Source organism: Caulobacter sp. 05L422, assembly GCF_056397765.1.
On sequence record NZ_JBFTOB010000004.1, the window covers coordinates 84,163 to 103,275 of the forward strand.

22 protein-coding genes are annotated in these 19,113 nt (G+C 68.1%); 13 read left to right on the plus strand and 9 right to left on the minus strand.

Going from position 1 to position 19,113, the window contains the following annotated elements:
• Nucleotides 1-118: 118 nt before the first annotated feature.
• Nucleotides 119-1,516 carry an MFS transporter gene (locus tag AC1DMQ_RS05725; protein ID WP_477032585.1) on the minus strand — a complete coding sequence of 466 codons (1,398 nt, stop codon included), beginning with the start codon at nucleotides 1,514-1,516 and terminating at the stop codon, nucleotides 119-121.
• Between the two features lie 83 nt (nucleotides 1,517-1,599).
• On the opposite strand from AC1DMQ_RS05725, the gene AC1DMQ_RS05730 reads away from it, so the two are divergent.
• Both AC1DMQ_RS05730 and AC1DMQ_RS05735 read left to right on the plus strand, forming a co-directional pair.
• Nucleotides 1,600-2,307, plus strand: a complete 708-nt coding sequence (locus tag AC1DMQ_RS05730) for an ArsR/SmtB family transcription factor (protein ID WP_477032586.1) — start codon at nucleotides 1,600-1,602, stop codon at nucleotides 2,305-2,307.
• 279 nt (nucleotides 2,308-2,586) lie between these two features.
• Nucleotides 2,587-2,937, plus strand: a complete 351-nt coding sequence (locus AC1DMQ_RS05735; protein ID WP_477032587.1) for a hypothetical protein — start codon at nucleotides 2,587-2,589, stop codon at nucleotides 2,935-2,937.
• Here AC1DMQ_RS05735 and AC1DMQ_RS05740 read toward each other — a convergent pair.
• Nucleotides 2,934-3,476, minus strand: a complete 543-nt coding sequence (locus AC1DMQ_RS05740; RefSeq protein WP_477032588.1) for a hypothetical protein — start codon at nucleotides 3,474-3,476, stop codon at nucleotides 2,934-2,936. The genes AC1DMQ_RS05735 and AC1DMQ_RS05740 overlap by 4 nt on opposite strands.
• Nucleotides 3,477-3,539: 63 nt before the next feature.
• Nucleotides 3,540-5,393 carry an ABC transporter transmembrane domain-containing protein gene (locus tag AC1DMQ_RS05745; protein WP_477032589.1) on the minus strand — a complete coding sequence of 618 codons (1,854 nt, stop codon included), beginning with the start codon at nucleotides 5,391-5,393 and terminating at the stop codon, nucleotides 3,540-3,542.
• A 112-nt stretch (nucleotides 5,394-5,505) separates the two neighbouring features.
• Here AC1DMQ_RS05745 and rpmE point away from each other — a divergent pair, with 112 nt between their 5' ends.
• The 3 genes from rpmE (at nucleotide 5,506) to AC1DMQ_RS05760 (ending at nucleotide 7,099) form a co-directional block, all read left to right on the plus strand.
• Nucleotides 5,506-5,733, plus strand: coding sequence for a 50S ribosomal protein L31 (gene rpmE, locus AC1DMQ_RS05750; RefSeq protein WP_477032590.1), 228 nt, complete (start codon nucleotides 5,506-5,508; stop codon nucleotides 5,731-5,733).
• A gap of 284 nt (nucleotides 5,734-6,017) precedes the next feature.
• Nucleotides 6,018-6,938, plus strand: a complete 921-nt coding sequence (locus AC1DMQ_RS05755; RefSeq protein ID WP_477032591.1) for an IS1595 family transposase — start codon at nucleotides 6,018-6,020, stop codon at nucleotides 6,936-6,938.
• Nucleotides 6,935-7,099, plus strand: a complete 165-nt coding sequence (locus tag AC1DMQ_RS05760; RefSeq protein WP_477032592.1) for a hypothetical protein — start codon at nucleotides 6,935-6,937, stop codon at nucleotides 7,097-7,099. Before AC1DMQ_RS05755 ends, AC1DMQ_RS05760 begins: the two co-directional genes overlap by 4 nt.
• 1,151 nt (nucleotides 7,100-8,250) lie before the next feature.
• Here the strand turns inward: AC1DMQ_RS05760 and rcdA are convergent.
• Nucleotides 8,251-8,757: a protease adaptor protein RcdA gene (rcdA, locus tag AC1DMQ_RS05765; RefSeq protein WP_477032593.1), complete on the minus strand. Its 507-nt coding sequence runs from the start codon at nucleotides 8,755-8,757 to the stop codon at nucleotides 8,251-8,253.
• Between the two features lie 176 nt (nucleotides 8,758-8,933).
• The gene (locus AC1DMQ_RS05770; protein ID WP_029914264.1) at nucleotides 8,934-9,140 is read right to left on the minus strand and encodes a DUF1192 domain-containing protein; all 207 of its coding nucleotides are present in this window, start codon (nucleotides 9,138-9,140) and stop codon (nucleotides 8,934-8,936) included.
• Between the two features lie 89 nt (nucleotides 9,141-9,229).
• On the opposite strand from AC1DMQ_RS05770, the gene AC1DMQ_RS05775 reads away from it, so the two are divergent.
• A complete protein-coding gene (locus AC1DMQ_RS05775) occupies nucleotides 9,230-10,204 on the plus strand; it encodes an NAD(P)H-quinone oxidoreductase (RefSeq protein WP_477032594.1) in 975 nt (324 codons plus the stop codon).
• Nucleotides 10,205-10,307: 103 nt separating this feature from the next.
• On the plus strand, nucleotides 10,308-11,600 hold the full coding sequence (locus tag AC1DMQ_RS05780) for a hypothetical protein (protein ID WP_477032595.1): 1,293 nt from the start codon (nucleotides 10,308-10,310) through the stop codon (nucleotides 11,598-11,600).
• A gap of 20 nt (nucleotides 11,601-11,620) precedes the next feature.
• Here the strand turns inward: AC1DMQ_RS05780 and AC1DMQ_RS05785 are convergent, their stop codons facing one another.
• The gene (locus AC1DMQ_RS05785; RefSeq protein WP_477032596.1) at nucleotides 11,621-13,147 is read right to left on the minus strand and encodes a glycosyltransferase; all 1,527 of its coding nucleotides are present in this window, start codon (nucleotides 13,145-13,147) and stop codon (nucleotides 11,621-11,623) included.
• Nucleotides 13,148-13,163: 16 nt separating this feature from the next.
• A complete protein-coding gene (locus AC1DMQ_RS05790; protein WP_477032597.1) occupies nucleotides 13,164-13,937 on the minus strand; it encodes a hypothetical protein in 774 nt (257 codons plus the stop codon).
• Nucleotides 13,938-14,165: 228 nt separating this feature from the next.
• Here AC1DMQ_RS05790 and AC1DMQ_RS05795 point away from each other — a divergent pair, with 228 nt between their 5' ends.
• From AC1DMQ_RS05795 to AC1DMQ_RS05805, 3 genes are all read left to right on the plus strand, one after another.
• A complete protein-coding gene (locus tag AC1DMQ_RS05795; protein ID WP_477032598.1) occupies nucleotides 14,166-15,134 on the plus strand; it encodes a right-handed parallel beta-helix repeat-containing protein in 969 nt (322 codons plus the stop codon).
• 23 nt (nucleotides 15,135-15,157) lie between these two features.
• Entirely contained in the window at nucleotides 15,158-15,874 is a 717-nt protein-coding gene (locus AC1DMQ_RS05800; RefSeq protein ID WP_477032599.1) for a Stf0 family sulfotransferase, read from the plus strand.
• Between the two features lie 150 nt (nucleotides 15,875-16,024).
• Nucleotides 16,025-16,744 (plus strand): DUF1013 domain-containing protein, encoded by a 720-nt coding sequence (locus AC1DMQ_RS05805; RefSeq protein WP_477032600.1) that lies wholly within the window; start codon nucleotides 16,025-16,027, stop codon nucleotides 16,742-16,744.
• 114 nt (nucleotides 16,745-16,858) lie between these two features.
• Here the strand turns inward: AC1DMQ_RS05805 and AC1DMQ_RS05810 are convergent, their stop codons facing one another.
• Complete coding sequence (locus AC1DMQ_RS05810; RefSeq protein ID WP_477032601.1) at nucleotides 16,859-17,032, minus strand: YdcH family protein; 174 nt, start codon at nucleotides 17,030-17,032, stop codon at nucleotides 16,859-16,861.
• A 129-nt stretch (nucleotides 17,033-17,161) separates the two neighbouring features.
• On the opposite strand from AC1DMQ_RS05810, the gene AC1DMQ_RS05815 reads away from it, so the two are divergent.
• The 3 genes from AC1DMQ_RS05815 to AC1DMQ_RS05825 all read left to right on the plus strand — a co-directional run bounded on the left by AC1DMQ_RS05815 (nucleotide 17,162) and on the right by AC1DMQ_RS05825 (nucleotide 18,559).
• Entirely contained in the window at nucleotides 17,162-17,773 is a 612-nt protein-coding gene (locus AC1DMQ_RS05815; protein WP_477032602.1) for a UbiX family flavin prenyltransferase, read from the plus strand.
• A 23-nt stretch (nucleotides 17,774-17,796) separates the two neighbouring features.
• Nucleotides 17,797-18,258 carry a TIGR02444 family protein gene (locus AC1DMQ_RS05820; RefSeq protein WP_477032603.1) on the plus strand — a complete coding sequence of 154 codons (462 nt, stop codon included), beginning with the start codon at nucleotides 17,797-17,799 and terminating at the stop codon, nucleotides 18,256-18,258.
• A 79-nt stretch (nucleotides 18,259-18,337) separates the two neighbouring features.
• Nucleotides 18,338-18,559 (plus strand): YdcH family protein, encoded by a 222-nt coding sequence (locus tag AC1DMQ_RS05825; protein ID WP_477032604.1) that lies wholly within the window; start codon nucleotides 18,338-18,340, stop codon nucleotides 18,557-18,559.
• 3 nt (nucleotides 18,560-18,562) lie between these two features.
• Here the strand turns inward: AC1DMQ_RS05825 and AC1DMQ_RS05830 are convergent, their stop codons facing one another.
• A complete protein-coding gene (locus tag AC1DMQ_RS05830) occupies nucleotides 18,563-19,036 on the minus strand; it encodes an OsmC family protein (RefSeq protein WP_477032605.1) in 474 nt (157 codons plus the stop codon).
• Nucleotides 19,037-19,113 lie beyond the last annotated feature (77 nt).

A 19,113-nucleotide genomic window follows, 5' to 3' on the forward strand; every position in this document is an offset into this window, starting at 1 on the left:
CAAGGCAGGCGGGGTTTCAAGCCGCGGCGCCGGCGCCTGGGACTCTCATCCAACGAAAAACAGCCCGTTCCCACCTGCGACGGCGAAAACGGTCGATAATTCATTCCGTTGCGGTCGACTATCCGACGGTCGAGGCGGTCTTCCGCCCCTCGCTGCGCCAGGCCACCCAGGCCGCCCCCACCAGCACCGCCGCCGCGATCAGGCCGGAGGTCCGCAGGCCGGCGGCGATCCGCTCGGGTCCGCCGGCCGCCAGGGCGCCCATCACCGCCACCCCCGCCGCGCCCGCCGCCTGGCGACAGGCGTTCAGCACGCCCGAGGCGGTGCCCGAGAAATGGCGGTCGACGCTGGCCAGCAGGGCGCTGGTCATGGCCGGCACGGCGGTCCCCATGCCGGCGGGGATCAGCAGGAAACCGGGGATCATCGCCCAGAAAGGGCTGTGCGCCGACAGCCGGCTGGTCAGGGCGTAGCCGAGCGCCGCCACCAGCACCCCGCCGGCCATGGTCCGCGCCGCGCCGAAGCGATGGGCGATGCGCCCGCTCAGCAGGTTGGAGACGATGAAGGTCGCCGTCAGCGGCAGGAAGGCCAAGCCCGCCCGCACCACGTCGTAGCCCGCCGACCGCTGCAGGAAGAGGCCCAGCACGAAGATCACGCCGTAATAGGTGAAGTTGACGGCGACCCCGATCACCACCGCCGACCAGACCATGCGGTTCTGGAACACCGCCAGCGGCACCGCCGGATGCGCGCTGCGCGTCTCGACCGCCAGGAAGGCCGCCGCCGCCGCGAAGCCGGCGACCAGGGCGCCTAGCACCAGCGGATCGCCCCAGCCCCGATGCCCGCCCTCGATCACCGCCCCGACCAGGCAGGCCAGGGCGACGAAGCCCAGGACCTGGCCGGGCAGATCCAGCGGCCGCTTCTCGCGCGGCGGCACCTCGGGCACGAAGGCCAGGGTCAGGGCCGCGCCCAGCAGGCAGAGCGGCAGGTTGACCAGGAACACCCAGCGCCAGCCCAGGGCGCCGATCAGCAGGCCGCCGATCACCGGTCCGGCGGCGATCGACACCCCGCCGGCCGCCGTCCACCAGCCCACGGCCCAGGCCCGCGCCTTGTCGTCGCCGGCCGCGGCGTGGGTGATCAGGGCCAGGGACGGCGGCACCAGCAGGGCGGCGGCCGCGCCCTGGACGGCGCGCGACAGGATCAGCTGCAGGGCGTCATGCGCCAGGCCGCAGGCGGCCGAGGACAGGGCGAAAAGCACCAGGCCCGTCAGGAAGGCCCGGCGGGGTCCGAACCGGTCGCCCAGCGCCCCGGCCGACAGCAGCAGCGCCGCCAGCAGCAGGGTGTAGGCGTCGACCACCCACTGCAGGCTGGCGGTCGGCGCCCCGAACTCGCGGCCGATGGCGTCCAGCGCCACATTGACGATGGTCACGTCCAGCTGGACGATCGTGAAGCCGAAGCTGGCGGCCAGCAGGATCATCGGCAGGCCGGCGGGACGGGCGGAGGACGCGACTCGGACGTTGGTCATGGGCCCGATCTTCGCCGAGGACGCCGCGGGATGTTACACGCAAGGGTGAAGCATCCGCGCGATGGCTGTTTTATGATCGGATCATGGAAGCCAACATCGCCTCCCCCGCCGCCCTGATCGGCGATCCCAGCCGGGCGGCCATGCTGCAGGCCCTGCAGGACGGCCGGGCCCATCCGGCCGGGGCGCTGGCCTGGGCCGCCGGCCTGACCGCCCAGGCGGCCAGCAACCACCTGGCCAAGCTGGTCGACGGCGGGCTGGTCAGCGTCGAGCGCGAGGGCCGCCATCGCTACTATCGCCTGGCCAACGCCGAGGTCGCCCACGTGCTGGAGGCCCTGGCCGTGCTGGCCGCGCCCGTCCGCTCGCTGGAACAGCCGCGCTCGCCCCTGGCCCGCGCCCTGCGCGACGGCCGCTGCTGCTACGGCCACCTAGCCGGCCGATTGGGCATCGCGGTGACCGACGCCCTGGCGGCCCAAGACATCATCCGTCCGGTCGAGGGCAAGCTCTACGACGTCCCGCCCGCCGGCCGCGCCTGGTTCGAGGACCTGGGCCTGGAGCTGGACGCGATGCGCTCCAAGCGCGGCGCGGCCCGCCAGTGCCTGGACTGGACCGAACGCCGCCATCACCTGGCCGGCCCGCTGGGCGTGAGCCTGCTGAGCCGCATGGTCGCCCTGGGCTGGATCGAGACCGTCGCCGGCAGCCGCGCGGCCCGGCTGACGATGCTGGGGCGGGAGGAACTGCGTCAGCGGCTTGGGGTGGATCTGGAAAGCCTCGAAGGGCGTCAGGCGGCCTGATTCTTCCTTCTCCCCTTGCGGGAGAAGGTGTCGGCGAAGCCGACGGATGAGGGGTCTCTCAAAAGCAAAACGCCGCGACCGGCCTTTGACTGATCGCGGCGGATAGGTCTTTCAACCCCTCACCCGACCTCCTCCGGAGGCCACCCTCTCCCGCAAGGGGAGAGGGAAGCGCCTATTCGTTGAGCGGGTAGTCGATTGGCGAGCATCTTCTCAAAAGTGTCTCAAGCCAGAACACTCCCCATGATTGATACTACCGCTCCTCGCCCCGGGAGCCCCGCCATGCCCGACTTCAAGCTCGCCCTCGCCCCGAACCAGCTGACCCAGACGATCAATCCGTGGTCCTGGACCTTCGGCAATTTCAGCCTGCTCAGCATCAACCTTGGAACCTCGAAGGCGCCCGAGGTCGAGACCCGGGTGCTGAACGAGGTCGGCACCTACGGCCGGCAGCTGGGCCGGATCGGCGAGGCGCTGGCCGCCGTCGCCGCCTGGGCCGAAAGCCAGGGCATGCCCGAGACCAAGGCGATCCAGGAGCTTCGGCTGCAGCTGGAGCACATCGACATCATCCGCCGCGAGGAGGGCCTGTTGGCCGCCCTCCCCGCCGCGACGGCCTCGGCGAAGGCGGAGGTCTAGACCGCCGCGCGCCGCAGAGCGCTGAGCCGCCTGCCGCCTCGGAACCCGGCCCAGAACAGCACCAGACACGCCACATCGATCAACACCGCCAGGGCGTTGCGCCACAGGGGGATTTCCATGGCCGCCGCCGCCGGATTGGCCCCCATCAATCCCAGGAGCAGCATGAGCAGGCCGTAGGCCGTGAACAGCCCGAGCACCAGGGGGATGACCAGATTGGGTTTCCTCCACTGGACCACGCCCAGGATCACGATCCCCAAGCTCAGCATCACCCCCCAGGCGGCCGAGACGTAGATGAGTTGCGGCGTCAGGGTCGACATGGTCGCTTGGACCAGTTCGCTCTTCTCCCCGTACATCGCCGCCATGACATGGCGCGTCTTTTCCAGATAGCCGTCCACGTCGAGCAGCATGGCCCCGGACGCGACAAGCCCCGGCACGGCCATCAAGAACGCGCCCAAGGCGCCTGCTCGCGCCGCGTTGGTGGCCTCGTCCTCGGTCGTCAGCGACGCGGTTGGATTGATCATGCGCAGATAGTCGGTCACGAAGCGCCCCTAGGTAAGCTTGGCCTTACCATCGGGGGTTGCGCAGACCGGGTCAATCCGCTCCTAGGCCGCCTCGACCCCGAACTGCAGCCGGGCCAGCTTGGCGTAGAGGCCGCCCTGGGCCGAGAGCTCGGCGTGGGTGCCCTGCTCCACGACGCGGCCGTCCTCCATGACCACGATGCGGTCGGCCTTGAGCACGGTGGCCAGGCGGTGGGCGATGACCAGGGTCGTGCGCTGGCTCATGGCGTCGTGCAGGGCCTTCTGGACCAGGCGCTCGTTCTCGGCGTCCAGGGCGCTGGTGGCCTCGTCCAGCAGCAGGATCGGGGCGTTTCGAACCAGGGCGCGGGCGATGGCCAGACGCTGGCGCTGGCCGCCCGACAGGGTCTTGGCCCGCTCGCCGACCGGGGTGTCGAAGCCCTGGGGCAGGGCGTTGATGAAGGTCGTGGCCTGGGCCGCGTCGGCGGCGGCGCGGGCCTCGGCTTCGGTGGAGTCCTCGCGGCCGAAGCGGATGTTGTCCATGGCCGAGCCGGAGAACAGTGGGCTGTCCTGGGCCACCAGGGCCATGCGCTCGCGCACCTGCCCCGGATCGGCGGCGCGCAGGTCGACGCCGTCCAGCCGGACCACGCCCGCCTGCGGGTCGTAGAAGCGCAGCAGCAGCCGCAGCACTGTGCTCTTGCCCGCTCCCGAGGGACCGACCAGGGCCACGGTCTCGCCGGGCTTCACCACCAGGTCGAAGCCCCTCAGGGCCGGCAGGTCCGGGCGACCGGGATAGGCGAAGGTCACGCCCTCGAAGGCGATGCCGCCCCGGGCCGGGACCGGCAGGGTCTGGGGCTTCTCAGGCGCGGCGATGCCGGGCTCGGAGTTGAGCAGGTCGGAGATCCGCTCCATGGCGCCGGCCGCCTTCTGCACGTCGCCCCAGACCTCGCCCAGGGCGCCGACCGAACCAGCGGTGAACACCGCCAGCATGGCGAACTGGGCCAGGGTGCCGGGCGTCATCTCGCCCGACAGCACCAGGTGCGCGCCGACCCACAGCAGCAGGGTGACGCCGCAGAACGCCAGGGCCATGACCACCGCGGTCATGCTGGCCCGGGCGTTGACCCGCCGAATCGACGCCTTGTAGGCCGCCTCGACGGCGCCGCCGAACCGGTTGTCGGCCGCGCTCTCGCGACCGAAGGCCTGGACGGTGTCCAGGGCGTCGAGGCTCTCGCCGGCGTAGCCCACCGCGTCGGCGAACTTGTCCTGGGCGCTGACCGACAGCTTCCGCACGTTGCGGCCCAGCAGGAAGATCGGCGCCAGGATCACCGGCACCATCAGCACGATGAAGCCCGCCAGCTTGGGGCTGACCACGGCCATGTAGCCCAGGCCGCCGATCAGGCTGAGGGTGTTGCGCAGGGCCACCGAGACGCTGGTGCCCACCAACTGCTCGACGATGGTGATGTCGGTCGTCATCCGAGACAGCACCTCGCCGGTGCGGGTCTTCAGGAAAAAGGCCGGGTCCAACTTCAGGGTGTGGCCATACAGCGCACGCCGCAGGTCGGCGACCACGCGCTCGCCCAACCGTGTGACGAAGAAGAATCGCAGGGCCGTGGCCACCGCCAGCAGCAGGGCCACCGCCGCCAGGCCGATGAAGGCGCTGTTGATCGCGTCGCCCGAGCCTTTTGTGAAGCCCTTGTCGATCACGCCCTTGAAAGCGCCCGTCAGGCCCAGGGTCGCGCCGGTCGAGAACAGCAGGAAGAAGCCGGCGGCCAGGGCGTCGCCGACGTGGCGGCGCACGAAAGGCAGCAGATGGGCCAGCGGACGGATGTCCTTGCGGCGGGGACGTCGGTTGGCCGCTTCGGCCAGATTCTGCACCAGCTCCGCGCCCGCGCTCGGCCTGCCTTCGGCCGAAATCTCGCCCGCGTTCACGTCGCTCATCAACTGTCCCTTGCCAAATTCGCGCGCTTTCTTTATAGCCGCGCGTCTCCGAGAGCCACCCGCAAGGTTTGGCGCCCGCCCACATTACGCCGCCTCAAGTCGGTTGGATCGCCCGATGAAACAAGACATTCACCCCGACTACCACTTCATCACCGTCACCATGACCGACGGCACGTCCTATCAGACCCGTTCGACCTACGGGAAAGAAGGCGCGACCCTGGCGCTGGACATCGATCCGCGCGTGCACCCGGCCTGGACCGGCGGCAACAGCGCCATGCTGGACCGCGGCGGCCGCGTCTCGCGCTTCAACGCGAAGTTCGCCGGCTTCACCGCCAAGAAGTAAGCGTCTCACGCTTCTCGCCGTAAGGGCGACGAAAGGCCGGTTCCGCGTTAGCGGGCCGGCCTTTTCTGTTTTGGGATACTCCTCCGCCCCCTTATGGGGGCGGACAGACCGCGAAGCGGTCAGGTGGGGGCAAGTAGGGGACGGCAAGGCCGACAGAGGTCAGCGATCGTGCGGCTAGCACTTGCCCCTCCGGGCCTTCGGCCCTCCTCCCCCAGAGGCATCTATATACGTGCTTGACCCAAAGTCGGTAATGGAGGATAACGGTTCCAACAGGAGCCGCCCCCGTGATCCAGAAGTTCGACAACCTGCTGCAACTCTTTCGGGCCTTCCCGACTGAGCAATCGGCTATCGATCACCTGACGGCTTCGCGTTGGAAGAACGGTAAGTTCTGCCCGCTCTGCGGCAACGCCGATGAGACGAAAATCGGCACCCTGACCGGCACGAACACCCACAAGTGCTACACCTGCCGCAAGCGCTTCTCGATCAAGGTTGGCACGATCTTTCAGGACACCAAGCTGCCGCTCCGCACTTGGTATGCCGCGATCTGGATGATTACCAACCACCCCAAGGGCATCGCCTCGACCACGCTGGCGACCGATCTGGGCATTACCCAGAAGTCGGCTTGGTTCGTTCTGCACCGGCTGCGCCACGCGGCCCGCACCAACAGCTTCAACGCGCCCCTGAGCGGCGACGTCGAGATCGATGAGACCTATGTCGGCGGCAAGGAAAGCAACAAGCCCAAGAGCAAGCGTAAGGGCATCAATGGGACCGCCGGCAAGACCGCCGTCATCGGCGCTGTGAGCCGGGATGGTGATGTTGTCGCCCGCGTCGTCACCAGCACGAACACGGCCACCCTGGACGGCTTCGTCCACCAGGTCGTCTCGCCGGACGCCTCGTCGGTTTCGACGGACGAGCACGCGGGCTATCGCCATCTGGGCCGCACCTTCAATCACGGCGTGGTTCGTCACAGCGCTGGCCAGTACCGCAAGGGCGACTTCCACACGAACTCGATTGAAGGCGTCTGGTCGCAGCTCAAGCGCCAGATCATCGGCGTTCATCACTGGGTGTCGCCGAAGCATCTGGACCGCTACGTTGGCGAAATGAGCTTCCGCTATAACCGCCGCGACCTCGCCAAGGGCCAACGCTTCGGCGACCTGCTGGCCGGGATCGAATGCCGCCTGACGTACAAGGTGCTGATCGCATGACCAGCAAGAAGACGGAACCGCCGCTATTTCTAGACATGGACTTCGGGGAGGCCTTGGCGCGCTACGCCCAGACCAAACCCGAAGAGGTCACGCCGCCGCCAGGGGCGAAGAGGAAAGCGGCCCGGCCTGCTCCGAAGATCAAGCCGGGCCAACCCGACTAGCAGCGGCGATGCGGCTGCGGGCGGTAGTGAGGACGAACATAGACGATACGTCCGCGCGGGGTGATGCGGCGGTGAGGCCGCACAATGGTGAAGGGCGTCAATAGCGCCTCCTCTGAACAAGGTTGTCAGGAGGTCTCGCCCGTGCGATTCTTCGCCTTGCTTAAGAGCGTGGATCGCGCGAGCGAGACACAGTGGACGGGCCCGGCGGCAAACCGGGCCTTTCTGCTGTCTGGGCTCATCAATCCGTCATGTCGTCTCCTTCTCATCGATCGAAGCGGCTGCACCATTTTACCCCGGTGTGGGGTGGCGCAACGCACGGTGAGAAGATCGCGACTTTAAATTTCCCCGTCTATTTCCCCGGCGGACAACGTAATTGTCCCGAAAATTGTCCCGGACAATTATCGTTGGATCGCGGGACAATTATCCTTTGCGTGGCCCCTTAGGTCCCCGCGTTCGGCCCGCCACGAACGGCTCGATCTGCTTTCGAACGACGCCTGATCCCAGATCGCTTTTCGCCATCGCCCACAACGCCCGGATACCCAAGGCCTTGTCGCTCTTCGAAAGCGCTCGATGCCAGGCCTTCACATCATCAGTTGTGACAGGCGCGCGTTCGGCATCCGTCGTGGCCGGCTTTTGACGGGGCGCGGCAAGGCGGAGCGCCGATGCCGGAGGTCTGCTCCGCGCGAGAAGGCCTCCTAAAATGGCGGGGATGCCTATGGGGTCGAAACGAACGTCGAACAAGTGAATGTGCACTGCGGAAGACCGGACATCCGATAGGCGCACGACCATGTCGCCTACCGTCCAGAAGTCGTGCCATGTTTCGGCAACATCCGACTTTTCCCACCAGTCGCTAGGGATGGAGAATAGTTCTGCGGTTTTGGGCTTGCCCCCAGACGTCCACCTCGCCGTGGCTGCCGCGCCCAGGATAAGGCCGTTAGAGGCTCGACTTAGTATCGCCCTGATAGCGGCGGCATCCGATAGCTGGTCAAGGACAATGAGGGCTGAGGCCGGGCTAAGCCAGGCCGCGAACTCCTCTTCAGTGATCTTATCGTCGTCCATCGGCGGCCAAGCTCAGGCGCCGATGGGTGCGAGTCAAGCTGCCGGGTCAATCACGTATATAGATGCCTCCCCCAGAGGGGGAAGAGGGTGAGCTAGACGCCGAACGCCGCGCTCAGGCGGTCGAAGTGGGCCTGCACCGGGCGCGGGGCTTCTTCGTTGGCCGAGGCTTCGACATACATGCGCTTGTCCAGGTGGCGGACGCGCTCATAGAGCCGCTCGGAGCGCTGCAGCAGATTGACCAGGCCGAAGGGCAGGTCCTCGACGGCGGCGGGCTCGCCGCTTTCCAGGCCCAGGCGATAGTTCTCGGCGCAGGCGGCCTGGGCCTCCATCTCGCCTTCCTTGACCGCGCGCTGGACCAGCAGCCACGAGGCCACCTGCATCAGACGGGTTGTCAGGCGCATGCTTTCGCTGGCGTAGGCCAGGGCGGCGTTGCGCGAGAGAATCTTGCTGTCGTGACGGCCGGCTCCGTCGAGATAGGCGGCGGTCTCCTCGACCAGCGTCATGCCTTCCTCGAAGGTGCGGTCAAACAGCTCGGAGCGGGCGAAATCCTGGATCACGCCAGCACGCCAGGGGGCCTGGGCCACGTTCAACTCGGTCATAGCTACTCATTGCCCCTTCGAAAGGCCGCGAGACCGTCTCGCCAGACCGAGGGACTGCAACCCCCGTGCCAGACGTATCGTCCCGTTTCGCGACCGCCCCTCCCCCAAAGTCCGACCGAAAGCCGATTATCCGAGTCAGGCGAGCTGGAGAGTCCGCCTGTAGCGTAAACCGATCGTTAGTCTAGGCGACCAAACAGCGCATTGGCTGCGTCCCGTCCCGCCTTTTTCTTGGTCAGCTGGGCGCGGGTGCGGGCGATTTCCGCTTCCAGCGCCTCGATCCGCTCTTCCAGCTCGGCCACGCCGTAGGTGTCCAGGTCTTCATGCGTGGTGGCGTTGAGCGCATCGCCACGGAAGGCGCGCGGCTCGACCGGTTCTTCCATCATCGGATCGGTCTCCCTTTGCTCGACCCCTTTTCGATCCGGCATCTGACGCCTACCAAGGGCGCGACGCAAGCCTCACGGGATGTTCCACCATGTCCGAGACCATGACCGCCATCGCCATCGAAGGCGGCAAGGGGGCGGCCGACGCCCTTCGTCCCGAGACCGTGGATCGCCCCGAACCGGGCCCCGGCCAGATCCTGATCCGCGTGCGGGCGGCGGGCGTCAACCGGCCGGACCTGTTGCAGCGCCAGGGTTTGTACCCGCCGCCGCCCGGCGCGCCGACCACCCTGGGCCTGGAGGTCGCGGGCGAGGTGGAAGTCGGATCGGGTCGCTGGAAGGCCGGCGACAAGGTCTGCGCCCTGCTGGGCGGCGGAGGCTATGCGCAATACGCCGTGGTCGACGCCCGCCATGCGCTGCCCCTGCCGGAAGGCTTCGACTTCGCCCACGCCGCCGCCCTGCCCGAGACGGTGTTCACGGTGTTCGCCAATGTGTTCGAACATGGGGCGCTGAAGCTTGGCGAGACCCTTCTGATTCATGGTGGGACGTCCGGTATCGGGACAACGGCGATCGCCATGGCCAAGGCGCACGGCGCGCGGGTGATCGCCACCGGCCGCGGCGCCGACAAGAAGGCCCAGGCCCTGGCCCTGGGCGCCGACATCGCCGTCGACGCCAAGACCGAGGACTTCGCCGCGATCGCCAAGGCGGCCGGCGGGGTCGACGTGGTGCTCGACATGGTCGGGGGCAGCTATTTCAGCCAGAACCTCGATGCCCTGAACACCGGCGGACGCATCGTCTACATCGCCGCCCTGGCGGGGCCGGTGCTGGAGGTTCCGGTCATGAAGATCATGCAGAAGCGCGCCGTCCTGACCGGTTCGACCCTGCGCCCCCGTTCGGCCGACGAGAAGGCCCGCCTGGCCGCCGAGATCGAGCGTGTGGTCTGGCCCTGGATCGCGGCGGGCAAGCTCAAGCCGGTGATCGACGCCACCTTCCCGCTGGAAGACGCGGCCGCCGCCCACGCCCACCTCGAGGCCGGCGAGCACGTGGGCAAGGTGGTGCTGCTGGCCTAGGGCCGCCGCCCCTCCAGCGTGGGATTGCGCCGGACAACTATCCAAGGCTGTATGTCGCCAACGAAACGTCAAGCCATAACGACGTTCGTCGGGAGAAGACGTCATGCTTGCCTTCGACGACGCCCAGGCCGCCGTCGCGCGGCCCGACACCGCCATGCCGCTTCCGATCGCCTCTCGTCCGGACAGCGCGCTGCTTCTCGTTCTGACCGCCTCGCCCCGGAAGGCCGCTGCTCCAGTGGAGCCCGCCGCGCCCCCGAGCATCGGCCCGGCCTCGGCTTCGCCTCGCCTCCAGGTCGAGGCCGCCGTCTTTGTCAGCGACCGCCAGCCGTCCCGCGCGTCGCGACTGGCCAGCGCCACCCAGAGCGGCGTCATCACGCAGACCGGTCCGACCCAGATCACCGGCCCGATAACGCCCCCGCCGCCGCCCGCCTTCCCGACACCCGTCGCCGGCGATCCCGCCACGGGCGTCTTCGTCGCCAACGGCGTGTCGGCCCTGCGCGAAGGCTCCATCGCCAACGTGCGCGGCTGGTCCTCGGGCCTGGACCTGGGCGTCCGTTTCGCCCCGGACGGTCTGGACGACGCGCGGTGGATTTTCCGCCTGGGCCTGTCGACCGAGGCCTCCACGACCAAGAGCGAGACAGCCTCGTCGCCCAACGCCTATGAAAGCCTGGGGACGCCCGCCCTGAGCGTCCAATGCCAGAACATCGCCGTGCGGGTGAACGCATGCACCTACACGCGCATGATCCCCACGACGCGGAACGTCCTGATCTTTCCCTCGATCTTTCCAGGACAGGTCGAGCCTCAACTGGCCCAGGACGCCCTGAAACAAAGCGGCGACCTCACCCAGGCGCACTTCGCGTTCGGGCGGGCGCTGAGGATCGCCTCGCCGGTTCCCGACCTGGTCGTCAACCTGGGCGGCGAGTTCACCGGCGGCTGGTGGTCGGTCAAGGAGGCCGAGGTCCTGGTCGGCTCCGGCCCCGCCCTGAACTTCTTCCGCAAGGTGGACGGCCCGACGGCGAGCGTCCAGGCGACCGCCGCCTTGAGCGGAAGGTTCTGGGGCCCCCTCGCCTGGTCGCTGTACGGCGCGGCTGGGAGACAGAGCAGCGACCTGACCTATTCCAGCCACATCGCCTTAGGCGGCGCGGACGTCTCGTCCCGCATCGATCACAGGAGCACCCAGACGATCGGCCGGCTGGGCGGTCGCCTGGACTATGCCGCCGGCCCGTGGAACGCCTTTGTCCAGATCGAGCGGCGACGCGATCCGGCGATCGTCACCACGCTCACCGGTCTCGGTGCGGTCGACCGGTCGCCGGTTCGGTTCGCGGACGGCTCCGCGGCGGGGGTCTGGTCGACCTACAGCTCCCGCGCCACGTTCGGGATCGGCCGCAGGTTCTGACCGGCGTCCGATCTGGTCCGTCACATCCTGGAGAAGAACAGCGAGACCAAGGCGAAACCCAGCTCGCGCCCGTCGACCGACAGGTCTTCGGAGAGAGGTGAAATGCAGCGCTCGGTCTCGAAGGTCAGCCACGCCACGTCGTCGTCATGGAGCCCGGCGTCGTCCGGAATGTCGAACGTCTGTCGAAGGGGCTCGCCGGCGCGCCAGGCGGTCTGGTCCAGGTCCATCCGCCCCAGCGGCCGCCCGTTCAGGCCCACCATGACGTCGTAGCGGGGCCGGGAGGGCGTGAAGAACGGCATCAGCGCGACCGTGATCCGGCTCGGCGCCGCGCCGGGTTTCAGCCTGAAGCGGACGCTGCACCGACGCCGGGCGGACCAGGCGCCCCAGGGTTCCGACGGGTGGAAGCCGGCCAGTCCAAGACCCCAGGCCTCGGCGACGGTCACCAGCCGGTCCAGGGCGATCGCCTCGACCCCGCTGGAGACCCGCTGCAGGGAGTCCAGCAGGCCGGCCCGCTCCCGCAGCCAGGGCGAGTTCGTCAGATTGGGATCCCAGGTCTGCAGATGCTTGGCCACCGCCCGGCTCGCCTCGCCTGGCTCGGCCGGCGCGAAGTCCTCGATCATCCGGCGATACAGCGCCAGATACGCGTCGGTCCAGACGTCCAGGCCGGCTTCCTCGCGCACCCTGCGGCCCACCTCGGCGGCGTCGGCGGGATCATAGCGATCGATCTCGGCGAGGAGGGCCTCGACGGTGACGGGCCGGGACAGGACGCGAAGCCCGAAGTTCTCGCGCCGCCAGGCCGGGTAGCGATCCGCGGTGGCCAGGCCGGCCAGGCCGCGTCCGTCGCACACGATCACCGAGCGCAGGCAGGCCATGGCCTCCAGGGCCGAGCGGGCGCTGGTGAAGACCAGGTCATAGTCGTGCAGCAGCGTCTCGGGCGCGTCGACCAGCCGGTCCACGGCGAATCCCACGGTGTCGACCTCGATGCCGCGCACCGCGCAGGCCTCCTGGATCGCGGCCAGATGCCCGTGGTTCTTGGCGAAGGCCAGCGCCCTGCGCGGTCGCGGCGGAAGGGGCGGGCCCCACTGGAAGCGTTCGGTGTCGACGGCGTTGAGCACGACATGGGCCCTGGCCGGGTCGACGCCCTCCTCGACGACCAGCCGATCCCGAAAGCCGTCGCTGATGGCGACGAAGGCCCGGATGTTGGGCAGGCGCGGCGGTGCGTCGTGCCAGGTGGTGAAGTCGTGGCACACGAACAGCGCCGGGACGTCGGGGAACCGCGCGGCCGCCACGGCGGTCTGGACGACGTGATGCCCGTGGATCACGTCCGGCGCCTCCCGGATGTTGTCGATGTCGTCGGTCACCGGGATCGACGCGGCCCGCAGCTCCTCGGCGATAGGCCCGAGGCTTGGCGAATAGACCATGGGTCTGTGGCCGGCGCGCAGCAGCGACAGCGCCAGATCGCGCGTGACGGTCTCGGTGCCCGAGCGGCCCGCCAGCGTGATGTTGGTCAGCAGGACTCGCAGCCCCGGCGGGTTCGAAGAACTCATACGCATCTCCGGCCGCTCAGCGACGGCCCGCGGCGGCCAGGCGCGACGTCAGGGACGTCACGATCGGCGCCATGTGGCTCCAGCGCAGCACTTCGGCGTAGAGACCGGAGGCGACGCGCTCCTGTCCATAACATTCGTAAAGCGGCGGAGCGTCCAAGCTGGGCGTCAGGTCGGCCAGCGGCCGGGTGTCGTGCAGGGTTTCGACGCTCAGGATATCGCGGCCCGCCGCTTCCAGCAGGCTGGCGATCTCGTCGGAAATCTCGGGATGACGCGAGATCAGCGCCAGCTTGTCGGCCACCTGCGCTTCCGTCAGGGCGATGCGCGTCCGCTCGGCCCCGCACGCCGCCCGCGCCAGCGCGCCCTGCACGACCGGATAGTCCAGGACCTCGATCGGGCGGCGCAACCGCTCCCCGGCCTCGGCGGCGGCCACGCGCGCCAGCAGGTGGGTCAGGTCGTGGACCGGATTGTAGTTCTGCCAGGCGTCGGTCACCACGCGCGAGACGCCGCGCGCGACGAAGGCGTCGCGCAGCTCGTCCGCCAGGGCGTCGAACGCCGAACCGTTCCCGCTCAGGATCCAGTCGTAGAGCACGCGGTCGAAGACCGAGCCGAAGGGCTCGACCGGAACCGCGCCCAGCTCCACGGCCATGGCCCGGCTGGCCTGGATCCGCGCCTCCGACGACGTCGACCTCGCCCCCTTGGCGATGATGAAGAAGAACGGCTTGGTCGTGACGAACCAGCGCGCGAGCCGCAGCTCATGGCCCGGATGCGCCACGACGAACGCAACGCTCACGGACGAATGACTCCCCAAGATCCCACCTGTTCGTTCGCGACGGAATTGTCGTCCGTTTTCCTACGGCGAGACCGGCGGTCCCTCCCCTGAACTCCAAACACTCCAGAGGCTGGATTTATCCAAACTCTACCTTATTGTGCAAACTTGAGCGCATCAACTAATCCGCGTCTTCTGTTTGCAGTGCCGCTTGGCGCGGGAGTCCAAAGGACCGCAATAGAGGGAAGCTCCATGAAAATCTCCATAGAATCCATATTCATCGCCGTCGCGTTGCTCGCCGCCCCCTTGGCTGTCCCCGCGACGGCCAACGCCCAGGCGACCCGAACCTGGGTGTCCGGCGTGGGCGACGACGCCAATCCGTGCAGCCGCACGGCGCCCTGCAAGACCTTCGCCGGCGCGATCAGCAAGACGGCGGCCGGCGGCGAGATCGACGTCCTCGACCCCGGCGGCTTCGGGGCGGTGACGATCACCAAGTCCGTCACCATCGGCACCGATCCGGCCCTGGGCGGCATACTGTCGGCCGGGACCAACGGCGTGATCATCAATGCGCTGGCGACCGACGTCATCACGCTGCGCGGCCTGACGATCAACGCCGCCAACACCGGCCTGAACGGCATCCGCATCCTCAACGCCGGCACGGTCAACATCGAGAACTGCTACATCAACGGCAACCGCACGGCCGCGCCCAACGGCAACGGCGTGCTGCTGAACCACACGGCGGGGCTGGTCGAACTGAACATCGACCAGTGCACCATCACCGAAAACGGCCTGAACAACGACGGCGCGGGAATTCTGGTCGCGCCCACCGGTTCCGGCGCGGCGAACGTGTCGATCAGCAACACCAAGGTCTTCAACAACACGCGCGGCGTGCGGGGCGACGCCAGCGGCACGTCGGGAACGGTGAACATCGTCGTCACGGACAGCGTGGTCACCGCCAACACCCTGTCAGGACTCTCGATCGTCTCCGGCGCGGTCTCGCCAGGCCTGCTGACCATTACCGACACGGTGGCCAGCCTGAACGCGTCCGGCGTCAATTCCAACGGCGCCGCGGCCGTGGCGCGGCTGTCCTCGACCGTGATCACCGGCAACACCAGCGGTTTGCTGCCAGCCGCGGGAGGGCAGATAATCTCGTACGGCAACAACATCTTCGACGCCAACGGCGCGGCGAATACACCGACGTCGACGATCGGCTTGCGCTAGGCGCTTTCGCGCGTTGACGAAGCATGGTCATCGCCAACCGAGGCTACGCCATCTGCACCACGCCGCGCTCGGGCAGTAACTTCCTGTCCCAGTTGCTGACGTCGACGGGCGTTCTTGGACGGCCGTTGGAGTATTTCAACGGACCGGCGCGCCGCGTACTGGATCATCCGGACTTCCCGGATGATCCAGAGGCGCAGCTGGCGGCGATCCCCCGCCTGGGCGCCACGCCGAACGGGATCTACGGCCTCAAGCTGTTCATGAGCCAGTTCGACCAGGTGGCCCAGACGCGGTGGCCCTGCCGCCTGCCCGGCCTTTCCTTCGTCTATCTCGAGCGGCGGGACGTGCTGGGCCAGGCCATATCCTGGGCTCGGGCCGAACAGACGGGGCAGTACCGGTCGACCTCGTCCGTCGTGGCCCAGCCGACCTACGACCCCGCCCTGATCCGCGCCCGCCTTTCGATGCTGCTGGTCGAGCAGGCGCGATGGCGCGACTATTTCGCGGTCAACGCCGTGACGCCGGTGTGCCTGCTCTATGAGGACGTGGTGCGCGCGCCCGCCCCGGCGGTCGAGGCCGTGAGCCGGCTGATGGGACTGACCGATCCGCCGCGGATCGATCCCGACCGCATCGACCTGGCGATCCAGCGCGACGCGCTGAACGACGACTGGCGCGCGCGCTTCGTCGCCGAGCATGCCGATCCCGCCGTCCCGCCAGGTCCCTGGAGCGAGCATCTCCCGACCTGACCCGCGCCGCTACGACCGCTAGACGCCGACCGGCCCGGGCTGATCTCGATTATCGATCCCCGTTCCATTTCCCGAGAAAGCGCATTATAGCTCCAGGCTGAACATCCCGCCCGGCCGCAAGGTCGGGCGCCGTCATTTCTGGAGCCCCTCATGGCCGACATCCTGATGCCCAAGGCGACCGCCGTCTGGCTCGTGGAAAACACGTCGCTCACCTTTGAACAGATCGCCGACTTCTGCGGCCTGCACCCGCTGGAAGTCGCCGGCATCGCCGACGGCGAAGTGGCGCGCGACATCCGCGGCGCCGATCCGATGGGCAACGGCCAGCTGACCCGCGAAGAGCTCGACAAGGCGCAGGCCAACGACGCCTACCGCATGAAGGCCCAGGTCAGCCGCCACGCCGAACTGCTGAAGCCGCAGAAGAAGGCCCCGCGCTACACCCCGGTGTCGCGTCGCCAGGACCGTCCGGACGCCATCGCCTGGTTCCTGCGCCACCACCCCGAGGTGACCGACGCGCAGATCTCCAAGCTGTTGGGCACCACCAAGTCGACCATCGAGCAGGTCCGCGCCCGCACGCACTGGAACGCCGCCAACATCAAGCCGGTCGATCCCGTGACCCTGGGCCTGGTCGGCCAGCTGGAGCTGGACGCCCTGGTCAAGAAGGCCGCCGAGAAGAAGGCCAAGGACGACCTGAAGAAGGGCATCCTGCCGGAAGACCCGACCCTGCGTCCGGCCTCGGAAACCAGCGTCCTGCCGGACGATCACGAGGACGAAGAGGCCGCGATCCGCAAGGGCCGCATCGAGCCCAAGGCCGAGGACGTGTTCGGCAAGTCGACCTACGTGGCCGACGACGAGGAAGACGACGAGGACTGATCCGTCCCGCCGGAGAATCAAAAGGCCCGCCCCGTCTGAACGGAGCGGGCCTTTTTCGATTTCGGCCTCCTCGGTCCGTCACCGCTGTCTCACGACGCGGGGACGTGGAGGGGGCTAATGAAGTCGGGCCCTAAGGCCTTCGATCTCCTCCTTGAGCCTGAGCTTCTGCCGCTTCAGCTCCCGAAGACGGGAGGTGTCGCTGACGGGTCGACTGGTCTCCTCCTGGATCGTGCGGTCGAGGTTCTCATGACGGGACCCAAGCTCGCGGATACGGGATTCGATGGCCATGGCTGTCGGCTCCTTGCTGTTGGAGATCGAAGTCAACACCCGCTGTTCGAAGCTGTCAGATCACATATGATTGCAATCGGCGGCGCTTGACCTGGCGCAGCTTGCTCCCAAGACGGACGAAAATTCACCATGTCGGACCCCGCGGCCCTGCTCGAAAAACCTCGTCTCGTCATCGGAATCTCTGGTGCGTCAGGGGTTGTCTACGGTCTGCGGGCGCTGGACGCCTGTCGCGAACTGGGCGTGGAGAGCCACCTGGTCCTGTCGAAATCGGCCGTCCTGACCCTAGCGCAGGAGACCGGATTTTCCGTCGGGGAGGTCAATGAAAAGGCGGACGTCGTCCATCGCGTGGGCGACATCGGGGCGGCGATCGCGTCTGGGTCGTACCGCACGCTCGGCATGATTGTGGCCCCCTGCTCGGTGCGCACGATGAGCGAGATAGCAACGGGCGTAACGGCTTCGCTGCTGACCCGCGCCGCCGACGTGACCCTGAAGGAGCGACGCCCGCTGGTGCTGATGGTGCGCGAGACGCCGCTGCACCTGGGCCACCTGCGCACCCTGACCAAGCTGGCCGAGATGGGCGCGGTGATCGCCCCGCCCCTGCCCGCCTTCTACGCAAAACCGCAATCGATCGCTGAGATGGTGGACCAATCGGTGGGCCGCGCGTTCGACCTGTTCGGCCTGTCCTGGCGACCGGTCAAACGCTGGGGCGAAGACCTGGCGACGATTACTGGCGACGCCTGAAAAGGCTGGAGGGGTTAACGAAGATGCGGCTTTGGCAGTGGGCCCTGGAGGTCTATGCGCGACCGTCTGTCGCACAGGCGTGCCTGTCGCTGCAGGACGGACACGGCCAGAACGTGCCCTATCTTCTGTGGGCGGCTTGGCGGGCCAGCGAGGGCCGCGCCGCCGACGCCAGGGAGGCCGCCCGGCTGGTCAAGCGCTGGGACGCCGAGGTCGGCTCGCCGCTGCGCGCCGTCCGCCGCACGATCAAGCCGGCCTGGCCCGGGATCGACGACGGCGCCCGCGAGGATTTCCGCAACGCGGTCAAGGCGACCGAACTGCACGGCGAGAAGGTGCTGATGGAGAGCCTGGAGGCGCTCAGCGGCGAACCGGGCGCGGAACTGGACGTGTTCGACACGCTGCTGGAAGCCGCCCGGGCGTCCGGCGATCCGCCGCGCGAAAGCGCCCTGCGCGCCCTTTCCGACGCGCTTGGCGGCCCCTTGGCGTGATACCCTTTACCGACTGTCAGGCTTTGCTATCTATCACCGCCCCCTTGGGGATCATCGGGCCACGACAGCAGGGGCGTCCATGAACGACGACGACGCTTCAGACGACAGCGACATCGCCATCGAGCGGCGTCTGGCGACCTTGCGCGAGGAACATCAGGACCTCGGCGACGCGGTCGCGGCCCTCGAGGAACGCCCCCTGCCCGACATGCTGCAGATCGCCCGCCTCAAGCGCCGCAAGCTGGCCCTGAAGGACGAGATCGTGCGGCTGGAAGACCAGCTGATGCCGGACATCATCGCCTAGGGGTCAGCCCTCGACCTCCACGCTCGCCGCATGCCCCACCGGGAAGTTCAGCGAGTTGGCCACGAAGCACTTGGCGTTGGCCTCGTGATGCAGGGCCATGGCCTTTTCCGGATCCGAGCCCGCCGCGATCGTCACGTGGGGATGCAGGACAGCGCTCTCAAAGCGACCGCCGCCGGTCTCGTCCTCGACCATCACCGCCGTGGCTTCGTCGCGATAGGCGGTGACGACCACGCCGTTCACGGCGCACAGGTGCAGGTACCAGAGCTGGTGGCAGGAGCTGATCGAGGCCAGCAGCAGTTCCTCGGGGTTCCAGCGCCCTGGATCTCCCCGGAAGCTGGGATCGGACGAGCCCAGCAGCGCCGGCTTGCCGTCGGCGGCGATCTCGTAGGCTCGCTCGTAGGACCGGTAGCTGGCCGTGCCCTCGCCGGTATTGCCCGTCCAGGTCAGGGTCGTGGCGTAGCGATGCGACTTGGACATTCAAGGACCTCCGGACGACGGCGGAGGATTGGTAGAGCCCGCGAACGCCGGCTTCAAGAACCGGCGTGAAGCGTCGG